This is a genomic window from Rhodoferax sp. (assembly GCF_018780565.1).
In the GTDB taxonomy this organism is placed as follows: domain Bacteria; phylum Pseudomonadota; class Gammaproteobacteria; order Burkholderiales; family Burkholderiaceae_C; genus Rhodoferax.
On record NZ_JADMJN010000006.1, the window covers coordinates 20854 to 35213 of the forward strand.

Here is a 14360-nt window from a genome sequence, read left to right on the forward strand (position 1 = left end):
CGCAGGAAACACCCACATCTCATGCAATTTTACCGCCGATCAAGGTGCGCCAGCCCACATCAGCCGCTATGGTTACGCCGCCGTGCGGCTCCCATGGGTCTCAGTGGCGAAGCGGTGGCTTGCCCGGGTAGGGGTTGGTGTCGATCGTCAGCTCCCCGGCGTCCGACGGGCTCACGCCTTCTGCCAAGCGCATGCGCAGGGCCAGATCGGTACGGGAGTCGGCGTTGTGCAAGGCTTCGTCCTGCGCGATACGGCCTTCCACGTACAGTTTGTACAGTGCCTGGTCGAAGGTACACATGCCGGCGCCGGTGCTGTGGCCCATGGCTTCCTTGATGGCTGAAATTTCGCCTTTGCCGATCAGGTCGCTGATGTAGGGCGACTGCACCATCACCTCCACTGCTGGCACCAGCTTCTGCTTCAGGCCCGGAATCAGGCGCTGTGACACTACCCCCGCCAGGTTGATGCTCAGATCGGTCAGCAACTGGTGGTGTGCCTCTTCAGGGAAGAAGTTGACGATGCGTTCCATCGCCTGGTTGGCGTTGTTGGCGTGCAGGGTCGACAGGCACAGGTGCCCTGTTTCGGCGTAGGCCACGGCTTGCTGCATGGTAGCCCGGTCGCGAATTTCACCAATCATGATCACGTCGGGAGCCTCGCGCATGGCGTTCTTCAGGGCCGCTTCGTACGATTCTGTGTCAATCCCTACTTCGCGCTGATCCACCACCGAATGCTTGTGCGCATGCATGAATTCGATGGGGTCTTCAATAGTCAGGATGTGTCCGGTGGCGTTTTCGTTGCGGTAGTTCAGCATGGCCGCCAGGGTGGTGGACTTGCCAGAACCGGTGGCACCCGTTACCAGCACCAGTCCGCGCTTGAGCATGACCAACTGCTCCAGCACTGCGGGCAGGCCCAGGGCCGCCAATGGAGGGATTTTGGCCTTGATGTAGCGGATCACCATGCCGGTTTCGCCGCGTTGCATAAATACATTCACCCGAAAGCGCCCAATGCCCGACGCCGAGATGGCCATGTTGAGTTCCATGTGGGCTTCGAACTCGGCAATCTGCTTTTCACTCATCACCGAATACGCCAGTTGCTTGACTTCACCGGGCGCCAGTGCCGGCATTTTCAGGGGATTGGTAATGCCTTCGATCTTCACGTTCACGGGCGCACCGACACTGAAGAACAGGTCTGAAGCCTCGTTTTCCACCATCAGATTGAGAAACTTGAAGACTTCCATGGCATTTGAATTGAGAGTTGCAACCGATTCATTATTACCGCGGGGAACCGTGTGTACAGCCCGTTCTTCAGGCGATGGAGTCCACGATGCCTCCATCCACCCGCAGCGCCGCGCCGGTGGTGGCCGAGGCCTGGGGTGAGCACACGTAGACCACCAGATTGGCCACCTCTTCTACAGTGGCCATGCGCTGGATGATGGAGCTTGGGCGCTTGTTTTTCACAAATGCCTTGCCCACCTCGTCGAGGGATTGGCCCGACGCGTCGGCTGCGCGCTGCAGTATGGCGCCCACGCCGTCTGACAGGGTGGGGCCGGGCAAAACTGCATTCACGGTGACACCGGTGCCCGCCAGACGTTTGGCCAGGCCACGCGAGATGGACAGGTTGGATGTTTTGGTGAAACCGTAGTGAATCATGTCGGGCGGGATGTTCAGTCCCGACTCGGACGAGATGAACACCACGCGGCCCCAACCGCGATCGACCATGGCCTGCGTGTAGGCGCGCGAGGCGCGAACACCGGACATGACATTGACGTCGAAGAAGCGTTGCCACTCGTCGTCGGGGGTTTTGAAGAAATCCTGCAGTCCGTACACGCCGACGTTGTTGACCAGGATGTCGGCTTGCGGCTCAGCAGCCAGCAGCGTGTCGAAGCCTGCAGCGGTGCCTAGGTCTGCGGCCACGCCGCGCACCGTGGCACCGGGCACGACGCGCTTCAGCTCGGCGATGGCGCGCTCTACCGCCTGTGCGGTGCGGCCGTTGAGTACCACAGCGGCGCCACTTTCGGCCAGGCCCTTGGCAATGGCGAAGCCGATGCCCGCAGTAGAGCCGGTAATGAGGGCTGTTTTGTTTGAAAGATCAATCTTCATGGTGAGGTTTGTTGTTGTGGATGGCGTCAGAGATAAGGCAAAAACGTCAGTGTAGGCGGCAGGATCACACCAGGTCGCGCAGCGCCTGCTCTACAGTCGGGAATTTGAACGCATAGCCTTCTTGGAGCAATCGCAGCGGCGTCACGTGCTGGCCGTCCAGCAACAGTTCCGCCATTTCTCCGGCAGCCCAGCGCACCGGGGTTGCCGGTATGTGGAACCAAACAGGCCTGCGCAACACCTTGCCGACCGTGCGGGCAAATTCGGCCTGGCTCAGTGCGCCGGGTGCCACGGCGTTGTAGGTCCCTTGCATCGTCGTGTCACAGATCGCCCGCGCGATGATTTGCAGCACGTCTTTGCGGTGAATCCAACTCAACACCTGCTTGCCGTCGCCCATACGCCCGCCCACGAAAAGGCGATGCGGCAACAACAAGGGTGGCAAGGCGCCGCCAGGTCCAAAGACAAGGCCCAGGCGCAACACCACCTTGCGTACGCCATGCGTCTGGACGGCTTGGGCCGATTGCTCCCATTGGTCGCACAAGGCCGCCATGAAGCCGCTGCCCTTGGCGCTGGCTTCGGTCAGAAGTTCATCGGCATCGCGCACGCCGTAGTAGCCGATGGCAGAGGCCTGTATCCAGACCCCGGGCTTGTGGGCCGCGCTGTTGAGCCACGCCAGCAGTGCCTGGGTAACGCCGACTCGGCTGGCCAACAGCTGGGCCTGCCGTTGGGGGCTCCAGCGCGGGCCCAAGACCGGCGCACCGGCCAGGTTGATGACGGTGTCAAATTGGTCACTGGTTTTGAGTGCCGACAAACTGGGCACGCAACGTGCACGGCCCTGGAACTGCCGGGTGGCCCGCACAGGGTCGCGGGCGTACACAGTCACGCTGTGGCCCGCATCCAGCAGGTGCCTGACCAAGGCTGCGCCAATGAAGCCGGTGCCCCCGGTTATCAGTACGCTTTGTCGGGGCAAAGCCTGGTAGGGGTTGTCAGCGCTCATGTGCGGCTGGGTACGGCCAGCCCGCGGGTTACCGCCGGACGTGCCACGAATGCGGCCAGGGCCCGCGTGACATGCGGAAATTCCTGTATGCCGACCAGATCACCTGCTTCGTAAAATCCGAGCAGGTTGCGCACCCAGGGGAATGTGGCGATGTCTGCGATGGTGTAGGCGTCGCCCATGATCCAGGCGCGGGTGGCAAGGCGCTGGTTCAGCACGCCCAGCAGACGCTTGCTTTCGGCTGCATAGCGGTCACGCGGTCGCTTGTCTTCATAGTCTTTGCCCGCAAATTTGGTGAAGAAGCCCAGTTGCCCAAACATCGGCCCGATGCCGCCCATCTGGAACATCAGCCACTGGATCGTCTCGTAGCGCGCGGCAGCGTCCTGGGGGATGCATTGCCCGGTCTTTTCGGCGAGATACAGCAGAATCGCGCCGGACTCGAACAGCGCCAGCGGCTTGCCGCCGGGACCCTTGGGGTCCAGGATGGCAGGAATCTTGTTGTTGGGGTTGAGAGAGAGAAACTCCGGGGACATCTGGTCGTTGGTCTCGAAGCTGACCAGATGCGGTTCATAGGGCAGGCCGGTCTCCTCCAGCATGATCGACACCTTGACGCCGTTGGGCGTGGGCAGTGAGTAGAGTTGCAAGCGCTCTGGATGTTGGGCGGGCCATTTGCGGGTAATGGGGAAGTTGGCGAGATCGGTCATGGGAGTTCCTTGCAGCAAGGGGCAACAAGCCCCCGAATTCCCCCTATTCTGAGCCCAAAGGAGTTCTTCTGCTGCCTGCAGCTATGCAATATGGCTCAGCAAGGCAGCCATTGGCATGGGTCTGGCGAACAGCCAGCCTTGGGCGAACTGCACGCCGCGCTCCTTGAGCAGCCTGGCCTGATCTTCGGTCTCCACGCCCTCTGCAATCATTCTCAATTTCAGGGCCTTGGCCATTTCAATGATGTGGACTGCCACCTGGCTGGTGGCTGCACCGGTGGCCAGCGTGTCCACAAACGACTTGTCAATTTTCAGGTAATCCAGTGCAAAGGTTTCAAGGTAGGACAGGCTGGAGTAGCCTGTGCCAAAGTCATCCACGGCCACCTCGATGCCCAGGGCATGGATGGCGTCAATCACCTGGCGTACCTCATCCGCATCCATCAGTCCACGCTCAGTGGCCTCCACCAGAATGTTGTGCGCCTTGGCGCCGGTCTTGTGCATCAACTGGGCCAGCAGTTCCACGGTGCGGTGCGATTTCAGGTCGGCAGCAGCCAGGTTGACACTGACGTGAAACCCGGGATGCATTGCAAACAAGGAGCCCGCGTCGGCAGCAACAATCTCGAGCACGCGTTCGGTCACGCGCTGGATCAAGCCTGACTTTTCGGCTACCGGAATAAACACGTCAGGGGGAACGATGGTGCCATCCGGCTGCCGCCAGCGAATCAGCGCTTCCGCACCGATGCATCTGCCGCTCTGCAAATCCATGATCGGTTGGTACAAAAGAAACAGTTCGCCGCGTTTTAACGCTGCACGCAAGAGCGCAGGCATACCCATCTGGCGGCGTGCCATCAAGAAGGCCAGCAGTCCCAGCGCAAGGCCCGCAGCGACACCAAAAGGCACCAGGAATTTGGCCACCTGGCGCGAGCTTTGGTGGACTTCGGACAAAGGCGTGGCCGCCAGGGTCACCGTGGGAAAGCGCTGTGAGGCGACCAGGGCCACCAAATGTGCGCCATCGTCAAAAGTGGTCTGCCCGCCGATCAGGGGGTGCTCGGCCCAGGCGGGCTTGATGGTGCCGCGCTGGGAGCGAAAGGTCTTGCTTCCGGGGGAGTAGGTCGCCATGGACACGTGGTCCGGTGAGGGACCGATGTCCAGCGTGATGGCCTCGTGCATCACTGCCGCATAGCCATTGCGCGCCACAATAATGAACGTTATGTCCGGCGCAATCGGCAGGCGTGCCCGCGTGTAAAGGGTGGAGCCGTCAGTGCCGCGGGTAACCGGTGTACCGGTGCTGATCGGCAGGCCGGCCCCGTGCAGCCCCATGGAGGAGCACAGCAGGCGTCCCGCTTCAATGTAGCCCATGGTCTGAATGTCCTGCGAACTGAGGTCAATCTCGGACATCAGGGCAATTTGGGCTGGGGCACACGGGTCGCCGTGGCGGGCTCGGGCTAAGCGGTCAATGCCGGCGTACAGCTGTTGCGTGGCGCGTTCGGATCGGAAAAGCACATTCCTGGCATAGCTCAGCAATCGGTCTTCTTCAATCTGGCGTCCCTGTCGCTGCGCCAGCGTAAAGGACAGGAGGATGGGAATGACGCCTACGGCGACACTGGCGCAGATGGCAACCGTAAGTCTGGCTTGAAAATTCAAATCCACCCCCGCAATGAATGTGGGGCACTGTAGTTTGTTTTCCCGATGGATTCAATGCGGGTGTTCACTGATCAAGCGACCGCGGGCAAGGCATCGCACGGACTGCGGGCTGTCAGTCAGCCCACCACCGACCAGCCTGCGTGGCGGTTGACCTTGTTGTTTTCATACTCCCACGTTGTGCCACAGCGCTCACAGCGGTACTTGGTGATGACGACCTGGCCGTGTTTGTGCGCCTCGGTGCGGTGAGTGCCTTGCATCAGTTCGGGATGCCCGCGGGCACGGCGCCAGTTTTGCTGGATACCTGCGCAGGAATCGCATAGCTCCGTCTTGGCTGCTTCGTTGGGTGGGGTCAAGTCTTGGGTCATGGGGTTGCTTTGTGTGGATGGGAGAGTAGGCGGCTGTGCCTTGGGCGAGGTGGATATTGTCGCCGCCCCGGGATTTATGAGAAATCGGCTCCTGACCCTCGTCGATATTGCCTGGTTTGCTATTCAATAAATAGCGAGTGACGCAGGCGCTGGTGCGCGGCATCTTCCAGATCCACGGGCCAATGGTTTTTGGCACTCAGGTAGTGGGTGGTGAACACGGCAAGGTAGGCGTCCAGCGTCTGCGCGGCGCGGGGTTCACCGGCCAGCTCAAGGCACAAGGCCGCCACCTCCGAAGTGCATAAGTGGTCCTCGCGCGTGGAGCGGCGCAGGCGGTAATTGGAGAGTTGCTCGGGCTGCAGGCTGAGCACCGGCAAATGGTTGAGGTAAGGGCTTTTGCGAAACATCTTGCGCGCCTCGGGCCAGGTGGCATCGAGCAACACGAACAGTGGCCGCTTGCCTTGCTGGCCCATATGTCCCTCAACCGGCTGCACCTGCGTCACCACGCGCTCGGTCGCCACAAACTCCCCCGGAAACACCAGGTAGGGCTGCCACTGCGGGTCGGCCAGCATGGTCAGCAGGGCAGGGTCCACCGCCGTGCGCGACCAGCCAAACGCGGCGGTGTCCGTCACCACGTCGGCAATCAGCCAGCCGGTGTTGCTGGGCTTGAGCGGCTCGATGTCGCACATGATCAGGCACACCCCCGCCCGCGTGGGCACCACAGGCCGCAAGGCACACAAGCAGTGGCTGAAAGGCACGCGGCAACCGGGGCAGCGTTCGGCCCGCGAACCACGGGCAATAAAAGGCTTTGCACTGCGCGCCAAACGCGCAGCGCGCAAGCGCGAGACGGCATGGCTCATGCTGCCAGGCACGGGGTAGCGCGCGATTCGATCAGATTAACTCCAGCCTGCCTTAGTTGGCAGGGCGGTGCAGCGCGCAGATTTTGTTGCCATCGGGGTCGCGCACATACGCCAGGTAGAGCTTGCCCACCGCGCCGTCGCGAAACCCTGGGGGCTCTTCGCAGGTGGTGCCGCCGTTGGCAACGCCAGCCGCATGGAAGGCATCCGCTTGTTCAGGAGACGCCATGTTGAAGCCCAGGGTGCTGCCATTGCCGTGCGTAGCGGGCTCGCCATTGATGGGTGTGGTGATGCCAAACGTGCCTGTGGGGCTGCGGTAGAAATAGCGGTTCTTGTTGGCAACGCCTGGGCCGATGCCCAGCGTGCCCAAGAGCGCGTCGTAAAACTTTCTGGAAACCTCGAGATCATTCACACCGACCATCACATGACTGAACATAGTTTTCTCCGTTGGGGCCCGGGATCGGGCGTTGTTGAACCGTGAGGATGGTACGCGAAGCCGTCAAGCGGCTCTGGGATATGCTGCGGCTCCCCGGCGGCATTGCCAAACCGGCAAGTCAGTAGTTCTGGGCGTGCGCTGTGAAGCTGTTCACCAGGGGATTGAGGTTGTCATTCAACGCAGCCAGAGCAATGCTGATATGTGACTGAATCGGGTTGTCGCTGAGCCGAAGGAACTTGACACCTCGATTGACATAGCGCCGGGCCACGCCGGGCACCAATGCCAGGCCCAGACCGCTTTCCACCAAGCTCACGATGGTCTGTACCTGCACAGCCTCCTGCGTCACGCGCGGAGAGAACCCCGATTGTTGGCAGCGCAGCATGGCGACAGCAAACAGGTTGGGCACGGTGGATTCTGCGTACATGATGAAGGGCTCACCGGCGGCCTCTGAAAGTGCCACGGTGGAAAGCCGCCCCCACGCGCTGTCAGCCGGCACTGCCAGCACGAATTCGTCCTGCTCCAGTGGCGTGAAAGAGAAGCTCCCCGGGTGCAGCACCGGAAAGCGCACCAGCCCCAGGTCCAGACTGTGTGCCGCCAGGCGGGTCAGGATCATGGCTGTCGTGGATTCGGCCAGTTCCAGCTCGATCTTGGGGAAGCGTCGGCGAAAACTTGGGATCAGCCGGGGTAGCAGCGAGTAGGTCGCCGAGCCGATGAAGCCCACACGCAGCACACCACCTTCGCCATGCAGGGCCGCAGCCACTGCCTGCTGGCATTGCTGGGCGTGAAAAATGGTGCGCCGCGCATCGGCCAGCATGGCCTGGCCTGCTGCAGTCAGCCGTGCGCCAGTGGGATGGCGCAGAAACAGCGGTCCGCCCAGTTCGTCTTCCAGCTTGCGCATGGACACCGATAACGGTGGCTGGGCCATGTGCATGCGTTCGGCCGCCTTGTGAAAGTTCCCGGTTTCCGCCAGGGCCACGAATTGCTGGAGTTGCTTGAGGTTCATTCGAGGATGATATTGTTTTCGTATCGATTGGTAAATTATTAATATTAGACATAAATCGTGATGGCCGTTAGATTTGTGATCCTTAGATGGAGACACGTACATGACAGCTTTGCCGCTTGCGGGCATCCGGGTGGTTGACGCCAGCGCGGTGGTGATGGGTCCCTACGCCAGTCAATGGCTGGCCGATTTCGGCGCGGAAGTCATCAAGATCGAGCCGCCGCAGGGAGACTCGACGCGCCACACCGGGCCCAGCCTGGAAGATGGCATGTCGGCGATCTTTCTGGGGGTCAACCGAAGCAAGAAGAGCGTCGTCATCGACCTCAAGCACCCCGAGGGCCAAGTCACGCTGCAGAAGCTGATTGCCACTTCCGACGTCTTCATGCACAGCATGCGGCCGCAGAAGCTGGGCGCGGTCGGGCTGGACCCGCAGCGCCTGCGCGAGGCGCACCCGAAGCTGGTCTATGCCGGGCTGCACGGCTTCAACGAAAACGGCCCCTACGGCGGCAAGCCTGCCTATGACGACATCATTCAAGGCATGTCGGGCAATGCCGCGCTGATGGCGCAGCAGACCGGCGTGGCGCGCTACTTTCCGACGATCGCGGCGGACAAGACCAGCGGCCTGGTGGCCGCAATGGCGATCATGGCCGCTCTGTTGCAGCGCAGCTCGACGGGGCACGGGGCCGTCGTCGAAATTCCGATGTTCGAAACCATGGTGGCCTTCAATCTTGTGGAGCACTGCTATGGCGAGCATTTCGACCCACCCCTGTCTGCACCGGGCTATCCACGGGTGCTGGCCGACTGGCGCAGGCCTTACCGCACGGCGGACGGGCACGTCTGCATGATGCCGTACACCGACGCCCACTGGGAACGCTTTTTCAAGGCCGTGGATGCACTGGATCTGGCAAGTGATGTGCGCTTTCGGGGCATCGCGGCCAGGACACAGCACATCGAAGCCCTTTATGAAATTACGGGCCGGTTCGTTACAGCCCAGAGCACGGCTTACTGGCTGGCATTGTGCGAACGGCTGGAAATTCCTGCGGCCCGCATGAACCAACTGGTCGACTTGAAGGATGATCCACATCTGCAGGCTACGGGCTTCTTTAGCCGGGTGGAAGACTCGGCCATGGGCACGCTGCGCTTTCCTGGAGTGCCCGTGCTGTTTGATGGAGTGCGCCCGCCGGTGGCGACACCTCCGCGCCTTGGTGCCGACACGGAGTCCGTGCTGCAGGATGCAGGCATTTCCCGCCAGCGGATTGCCGATCTCATCGCTTCGGGCGCTGTGGCCAGGTCGGCCCAGGGTTGAAGTGACTTTAACCATCAAGGAAGGAATTCATGTCTGTATCCAAACCACCTCTGCTCGGGCAGGGATTTTTCTGGCAGGACCTGACGGTCGGTCAAGTGTTCCGAACCTTCCGCCGCACCATCACGGAAACTGATCTCGTCAACTTCATTTCCTGTACCGGGATGCTGGAGGCGATCTTCATTGAGGAAGGCTACGAGGGCGGTGCGATCCAGGGCCGACCCGTGCCGGGTGCGCTGACCTATACCCTGATCGAAGGCTTCATCCTGCAGTCCATGATCCAGGGCACCGGCCTGGCGATGCTTGAGCTGCAACAGAAAATTCTTCGTCCCGTGCTGGTGGGTGACACGATCCACGCCGAAGTCGAGGTCACGGTGGTCAAGCCCACCTCCACCCGGAACCGCGCGGTCGTCACTTCCGATATTCGTGTGTTCAACCAGCGTGATGAATCCGTCATGACTTACACCGCAACGCGGCTGCTTGCCGGGCGTTCGGTCTGAATTGATTTTTTTCCCAACGAACAACGACATTTAAGGAGACTTTCATGAAACTAGTTAACCGACGCATGGCGCTGGCGTGTGCCCTGGTCTTCTCTGGCATGGCCGCGGGTCCCGTTCTGGCGCAGACAGGCTATCCTGACAAGCCCATCAAGCTGGTGCTTGCCTTCCCACCCGGCGGTCCAACCGACCTTGTCGCCCGCGTGCTGGCCCAGAAGCTCAGCGAGCAGATGGGGCAGTCGGTGGTCGTGGACAACAAACCCGGCGCCAATGGCAATATTGCTGCGGATTTCGTGGCCAAGGCGCCGGCGGATGGCTACACCGTGTTCTACAACACGTCTGCGGTTGCGCTCAGCCCGGCGCTGTACAAGAAACTCAACTACGACGTTCGTGCCGATTTCGCACCCGTGGCGCTCACGGCCGTGATCCCGCTCGTGCTGGCGGTGCACCCGTCATTGCCCGTGAACACGGTCCAGGAGTTCCTGGACCATGTCAAGGCCAACCCCGGCAAGCTCAGCTACGGGTCGGCCGGTAATGGCAACATTACCCATCTGGGCGCCTACCTGCTGCTGCAGGGCAAGGGCCTGACTGCGACGCATATTCCCTACAAAGGCAGTGCCCCTGCGTTAACCGACTTGGTGGGTGGGCAGACTCAGTTCATAACGGACACGGTGAATTCCGCGCTGCCATTTATCAAGGACAAGCGACTGCGGGCACTGGCAGTCACCAGCCTCAAGCGGACCTCCGTACTGCCAGATGTGCCCACAGTCAATGAGACGGTCATGGCGGGCTTTGAGGTGGGCGCCTGGCAGGGCATACTGGTCCCCGCGAAGACACCACCTGAGATTGTCAGGCGTCTGAATGCTGAGATCCTGAAGGCATTGGCTGCAAGCGACGTCAAGGCGAAGCTGGCCGTTCAAGGTGCAGAGCCGCTGGGCTCCACGCCAGCCGAGTACGGCGCATATATCAAGTCGGAAATTGAACGATGGGATAAGGCTGTCAAGGCCACAGGGGCCACCCTGGAGTGATCCCTGCCGAGTTGAACAACTACAACTGACTTCACAAGACCTGATCATGAAAAAAAACGATGCATTCCGTGTACTAGGCGCTGCCTGCCTGCTGGCGCTTGGCGCGGCCATCCTTCCCGCAGGGCAGGTGATGGCCCAAGAGTTCCCTGCCAAGCCGATTAAATTCGTCGTGCCTTTTCCTCCGGGTAGCGGCACTGACACTTCGGCGCGTTACTTCGGCAAGAAGCTCGCCGAACTGACCGGTCAATCGGTGATCGTGGAAAACAAGCCTGGGGCCAACGGTTTCATCGCGGTGCGTGCGGTGCTGTCGGCCCCGGCTGACGGCTACACCGTGTTTGTGGGCAGCAATTCCACGCTGGCGGTCAACGTCGCGTTGTTCAAGACCTTGCCCTACGACCCGGTGAGCGACTTGGCGCCGCTGACCATGATGATGCGGGCCCCGGCGCTGCTTATCACACCGGCCAGCGGCCCGCACGCGACCTTGAAGGATTTGATCACGGCCGCAAAGGCGCAGCCCGACAAGCTGGACTACGGCGCCGGCTCTGCCGGCTACCAGCTCATGGCTGAACTGTTCAATGACACGGCTGGTGTGCAAACGCATCATGTGCCATTCAAGGGGGCCTCCGAAGCCATCACCGCCGTGGTGTCCGGCACCGTGCCCATGGCTTTTGCCGACATCACGGGCGCCTACGAGCTGGTCAAGGGCGGCAAGTTGCGCGCGCTGGCGGTGGCCTCGGAGCGCCGCGTTCCGGCCCTGCCAAACGTTCCTACCGCCGCGGAGGCCGGTCTGCCGGGCTTCACAGCCTACACCTGGGTTGCGGCCATGGTCGCAGTCAAGACTCCCAAAGCGGAGGCTGACAAGCTGGCCGCATTGCTGTCGAAGATCGAAACACTGCCGGAAACCCGCGAGTTCTACGAACGCCTCGGCGCCGAAGTCATGCGGGGCGGCCCCGAGGAAATGCGTACGTTCCAGAATGCCGAAATCCGACTCTGGAAGCGCATTGCAACGAAGGCGAAAGTCGAGCAGCAGTGACGGCGGCTGCGCAATCCGGAGCGCCTGTGCGCGGTGCCCTGTCACACATCCGTGTGCTGGACCTGTCGCGCGTGCTGGCTGGTCCCTGGGCCGGGCAGACGCTGGGTGATCTGGGTGCCGAAGTCATCAAGGTCGAGCGACCGGGCACTGGCGACGACACGCGGCTGTGGGGGCCGCCGTTTCTCAAGGACGATCAGGGCCAGCCGACAAACGATTCAGCCTACTACCTCTGCACCAACCGCAACAAGCAATCGATCACGGTGGACCTCACTCTCCCCGCAGGGCAGGCGCTGATCCGTGATCTGGCAAAAACCTGCGATGTGGTGATCGAAAACTTCAAGGTCGGCAGCCTCAGGCAGTACGGCCTTGACTACGAGGCGTTGAGGGAGATCAACCCGCGACTGGTGTACTGCTCCATCACCGGCTTCGGACAGACCGGGCCGTATGCGCCGCGCGCTGGCTATGACTTTCTGATTCAGGGCATGGGCGGGCTCATGAGCATCACGGGGCGACCCGACGGGGAGCCGGGCGAAGGCCCAACGAAAGTGGGCGTGGCGCTCACCGATATTCTGACTGGCCTGTATGCCTGCACCGCCATTCTGGCTGCACTGGAGGCGCGCAACGTGAATGGGCAGGGTCAGCACATTGACCTGGCTTTGCTGGACGTGGGCGTCGCTTGCCTGGCCAATCAGGGCATGAACTACCTGTACAGCGGCCAGACACCTCACCGCATGGGCAATGCCCACCCCAACACCGTGCCGTACCAGGACTTCCCGACCGCTGATGGCTACATGATCCTGGCCATCGGCAATGACGGGCAATTCGCGAAGTTCTGCACGGTCACTGGCAAGCCGGAATGGTTCGACGACGAGCGCTTCAGGACCAACGAGGCTCGGGTGCAGCATCGCGGCACCCTGATCCCACTGATGCGCCAGGCCACGGTCATGCGGACCACTGGCGAGTGGATCGCCCTGCTGGAGCAGGTGGGTGTGCCGTGTGGCCCCATCAACACCATCGCCGATGTGTTCGCCGACCCGCAGGTCCAGGCGCGCGGCATGCAGTTCCAGATGCAGCATCCGGTGGCAGGTGACATTCCGCTTGTGGCCAGTCCGATCCGGATGTCAGGCACGCCGGTTCAATACCGGAGTGCACCGCCCCGGCTCGGCCAGGATACCCAGGCCGTGCTGTCGCGCTTACTGGGGCTTTCCCAGGCCACGATTGATGAATTAGCCCAGAAAGGAGTGCTCGGATGAGTACACTTGATTCCCTGGCCCTGACGGGCATTCCACCCGAGGATGAGGCGCTGCGGGCAGAGGTCAGGGCTTTTCTGGCCGACGCTTTGAAAGACCTACCCGCCGTGGTCCGTGCGCGCTCCTGGGCCGGTTATGACACGGCCTTCAGTCGGGAACTGGGCCGGCGCGGCTGGGTGGGCATCACCTTGCCCAAAGCCTATGGTGGTGGCGGGCGCAGCCCGTTTGCGCGCTACGTGCTCGTGGAGGAATTCCTCAACTTCGGCGCGCCCGTGGGCTCGCACTGGATCGCCGACCGCCAGAGCGGCCCATTGATCCTCAAGTACGGCACCGAGGCGCAAAAGCAGTTCTATCTGCCCCCCATCTGCCGCGGAGAATCGTTCTTCTGCATCGGCATGAGCGAGCCCAATGCGGGATCGGACCTGGCAAGTGTAAAGACAAGGGCCGTTCGGACGGAGCAGGGCTGGACACTGAAGGGTCAAAAGATCTGGACCACCAACGCCGGCGCCTGCCAGTACATGATCGCGCTGGTGCGCACGTCGGGTGAATCGTCGGACCGGCAAAAGGGTCTCTCGCAACTGATTGTGGACCTGTCGCTGCCGGGCGTCACGGTGCGCCCCATCACCGACCTGTCAGGGGATAGCCATTTTTGCGAAGTATTTTTCGACGACGTCCAACTCCATGCCGATGCCTTGATTGGTGAGGAAGGCCACGGCTGGGAGCAGGTGACAGCCGAGCTGGCTTTCGAGCGTGCCGGTCCGGAGCGCCTGTTTTCTTCCATCGTTCTTTTTGAGGAGTGGCTGGCGTACATCCGCACGCCTGCGGGCCGCACACCTGAATCGGTGCGTCTGGCCGGCAGGATTCTCAGCCAACTGACGCCGCTGCGCGCAATGTCGGTGGCGGTCACGGAGCGTCTTGCCCGGGGCGAAAGCCCCATCGTCGAGGCTGCGCTGGTCAAGGATCAGGGCACCGGCGTGGAGCAGCTGATTCCGGCGGCCATTGCCGACGATCTGTCTTCACGCGAAGGTGCAAGCATCCCGCCAGAGCTGCTGCAGACGCTGAACTACGTCACGCAGGTTGCACCTTCGTATTCATTGCGCGGCGGTACGCGCGACATCCTGCGGGGCATGATCGCCCGCGGCCTGGGTCTTCGTTAGGAGCT

14 protein-coding genes and 1 pseudogene are annotated in these 14360 nt (G+C 61.7%); 6 read left to right on the top strand and 9 right to left on the bottom strand.

The window, feature by feature from the left end:
- Window positions 1-100 precede the first annotated feature (100 nt).
- The 9 genes and pseudogenes from IV109_RS10520 to IV109_RS10560 form a co-directional block, all read right to left on the bottom strand.
- Window positions 101-1234 carry a PilT/PilU family type 4a pilus ATPase gene (locus tag IV109_RS10520; RefSeq protein ID WP_296695865.1) on the bottom strand — a complete coding sequence of 378 codons (1134 nt, stop codon included), beginning with the start codon at window positions 1232-1234 and terminating at the stop codon, window positions 101-103.
- A 67-nt stretch (window positions 1235-1301) separates the two neighbouring features.
- Window positions 1302-2096, bottom strand: coding sequence for an SDR family NAD(P)-dependent oxidoreductase (locus tag IV109_RS10525; protein ID WP_296695868.1), 795 nt, complete (start codon window positions 2094-2096; stop codon window positions 1302-1304).
- A 64-nt stretch (window positions 2097-2160) separates the two neighbouring features.
- A pseudogene (locus IV109_RS10530) lies at window positions 2161-3045 on the bottom strand (TIGR01777 family oxidoreductase); the annotation flags it as partial.
- Window positions 3046-3086: 41 nt separating this feature from the next.
- The gene (locus IV109_RS10535) at window positions 3087-3791 is read right to left on the bottom strand and encodes a glutathione S-transferase N-terminal domain-containing protein (protein ID WP_296695869.1); all 705 of its coding nucleotides are present in this window, start codon (window positions 3789-3791) and stop codon (window positions 3087-3089) included.
- Between the two features lie 81 nt (window positions 3792-3872).
- On the bottom strand, window positions 3873-5432 hold the full coding sequence (locus IV109_RS10540) for an EAL domain-containing protein (protein ID WP_296695873.1): 1560 nt from the start codon (window positions 5430-5432) through the stop codon (window positions 3873-3875).
- Window positions 5433-5548: 116 nt separating this feature from the next.
- Window positions 5549-5797, bottom strand: coding sequence for a hypothetical protein (locus IV109_RS10545; RefSeq protein ID WP_296695876.1), 249 nt, complete (start codon window positions 5795-5797; stop codon window positions 5549-5551).
- Window positions 5798-5916: 119 nt separating this feature from the next.
- Complete coding sequence (locus IV109_RS10550) at window positions 5917-6654, bottom strand: tRNA-uridine aminocarboxypropyltransferase (protein ID WP_296695878.1); 738 nt, start codon at window positions 6652-6654, stop codon at window positions 5917-5919.
- A gap of 52 nt (window positions 6655-6706) precedes the next feature.
- Window positions 6707-7087 (bottom strand): VOC family protein, encoded by a 381-nt coding sequence (locus tag IV109_RS10555; protein ID WP_296695881.1) that lies wholly within the window; start codon window positions 7085-7087, stop codon window positions 6707-6709.
- Window positions 7088-7205: 118 nt separating this feature from the next.
- On the bottom strand, window positions 7206-8090 hold the full coding sequence (locus IV109_RS10560) for a LysR family transcriptional regulator (RefSeq protein WP_296695883.1): 885 nt from the start codon (window positions 8088-8090) through the stop codon (window positions 7206-7208).
- Window positions 8091-8190: 100 nt separating this feature from the next.
- Between IV109_RS10560 and IV109_RS10565 the strand changes: the two genes are divergently transcribed.
- The 6 genes from IV109_RS10565 to IV109_RS10590 all read left to right on the top strand — a co-directional run bounded on the left by IV109_RS10565 (window position 8191) and on the right by IV109_RS10590 (window position 14355).
- The gene (locus IV109_RS10565; RefSeq protein ID WP_296695886.1) at window positions 8191-9393 is read left to right on the top strand and encodes a CoA transferase; all 1203 of its coding nucleotides are present in this window, start codon (window positions 8191-8193) and stop codon (window positions 9391-9393) included.
- A 29-nt stretch (window positions 9394-9422) separates the two neighbouring features.
- Complete coding sequence (locus IV109_RS10570; RefSeq protein WP_296695889.1) at window positions 9423-9890, top strand: MaoC family dehydratase N-terminal domain-containing protein; 468 nt, start codon at window positions 9423-9425, stop codon at window positions 9888-9890.
- A gap of 98 nt (window positions 9891-9988) precedes the next feature.
- Window positions 9989-10915, top strand: a complete 927-nt coding sequence (locus tag IV109_RS10575; protein ID WP_296696068.1) for a tripartite tricarboxylate transporter substrate binding protein — start codon at window positions 9989-9991, stop codon at window positions 10913-10915.
- A 46-nt stretch (window positions 10916-10961) separates the two neighbouring features.
- Complete coding sequence (locus tag IV109_RS10580; protein ID WP_296695892.1) at window positions 10962-11948, top strand: tripartite tricarboxylate transporter substrate binding protein; 987 nt, start codon at window positions 10962-10964, stop codon at window positions 11946-11948.
- Window positions 11945-13201, top strand: coding sequence for a CaiB/BaiF CoA-transferase family protein (locus IV109_RS10585; protein ID WP_296695895.1), 1257 nt, complete (start codon window positions 11945-11947; stop codon window positions 13199-13201). The genes IV109_RS10580 and IV109_RS10585 overlap by 4 nt, the downstream gene beginning before the upstream one ends.
- The gene (locus IV109_RS10590; RefSeq protein ID WP_296695898.1) at window positions 13198-14355 is read left to right on the top strand and encodes an acyl-CoA dehydrogenase family protein; all 1158 of its coding nucleotides are present in this window, start codon (window positions 13198-13200) and stop codon (window positions 14353-14355) included. Before IV109_RS10585 ends, IV109_RS10590 begins: the two co-directional genes overlap by 4 nt.
- Window positions 14356-14360: the final 5 nt, after the last annotated feature.

Excerpts from the sequence above, each read along its gene's own strand:
- IV109_RS10520 (WP_296695865.1), bottom strand. The coding sequence starts at position 1,234 with ATGGAAGTCTTCAAGTTTCTCAATCTGATGGTGGAAAACGAGGCTTCA.
- IV109_RS10525 (WP_296695868.1), bottom strand. The coding sequence starts at position 2,096 with ATGAAGATTGATCTTTCAAACAAAACAGCCCTCATTACCGGCTCTACT.
- IV109_RS10535 (WP_296695869.1), bottom strand. The coding sequence starts at position 3,791 with ATGACCGATCTCGCCAACTTCCCCATTACCCGCAAATGGCCCGCCCAA.
- IV109_RS10545 (WP_296695876.1), bottom strand. The coding sequence starts at position 5,797 with ATGACCCAAGACTTGACCCCACCCAACGAAGCAGCCAAGACGGAGCTA.
- IV109_RS10550 (WP_296695878.1), bottom strand. The coding sequence starts at position 6,654 with ATGAGCCATGCCGTCTCGCGCTTGCGCGCTGCGCGTTTGGCGCGCAGT.
- IV109_RS10555 (WP_296695881.1), bottom strand. The coding sequence starts at position 7,087 with ATGTTCAGTCATGTGATGGTCGGTGTGAATGATCTCGAGGTTTCCAGA.
- IV109_RS10560 (WP_296695883.1), bottom strand. The coding sequence starts at position 8,090 with ATGAACCTCAAGCAACTCCAGCAATTCGTGGCCCTGGCGGAAACCGGG.
- IV109_RS10565 (WP_296695886.1), top strand. The coding sequence starts at position 8,191 with ATGACAGCTTTGCCGCTTGCGGGCATCCGGGTGGTTGACGCCAGCGCG.
- IV109_RS10570 (WP_296695889.1), top strand. The coding sequence starts at position 9,423 with ATGTCTGTATCCAAACCACCTCTGCTCGGGCAGGGATTTTTCTGGCAG.
- IV109_RS10575 (WP_296696068.1), top strand. The coding sequence starts at position 9,989 with ATGGCCGCGGGTCCCGTTCTGGCGCAGACAGGCTATCCTGACAAGCCC.
- IV109_RS10580 (WP_296695892.1), top strand. The coding sequence starts at position 10,962 with ATGAAAAAAAACGATGCATTCCGTGTACTAGGCGCTGCCTGCCTGCTG.
- IV109_RS10590 (WP_296695898.1), top strand. The coding sequence starts at position 13,198 with ATGAGTACACTTGATTCCCTGGCCCTGACGGGCATTCCACCCGAGGAT.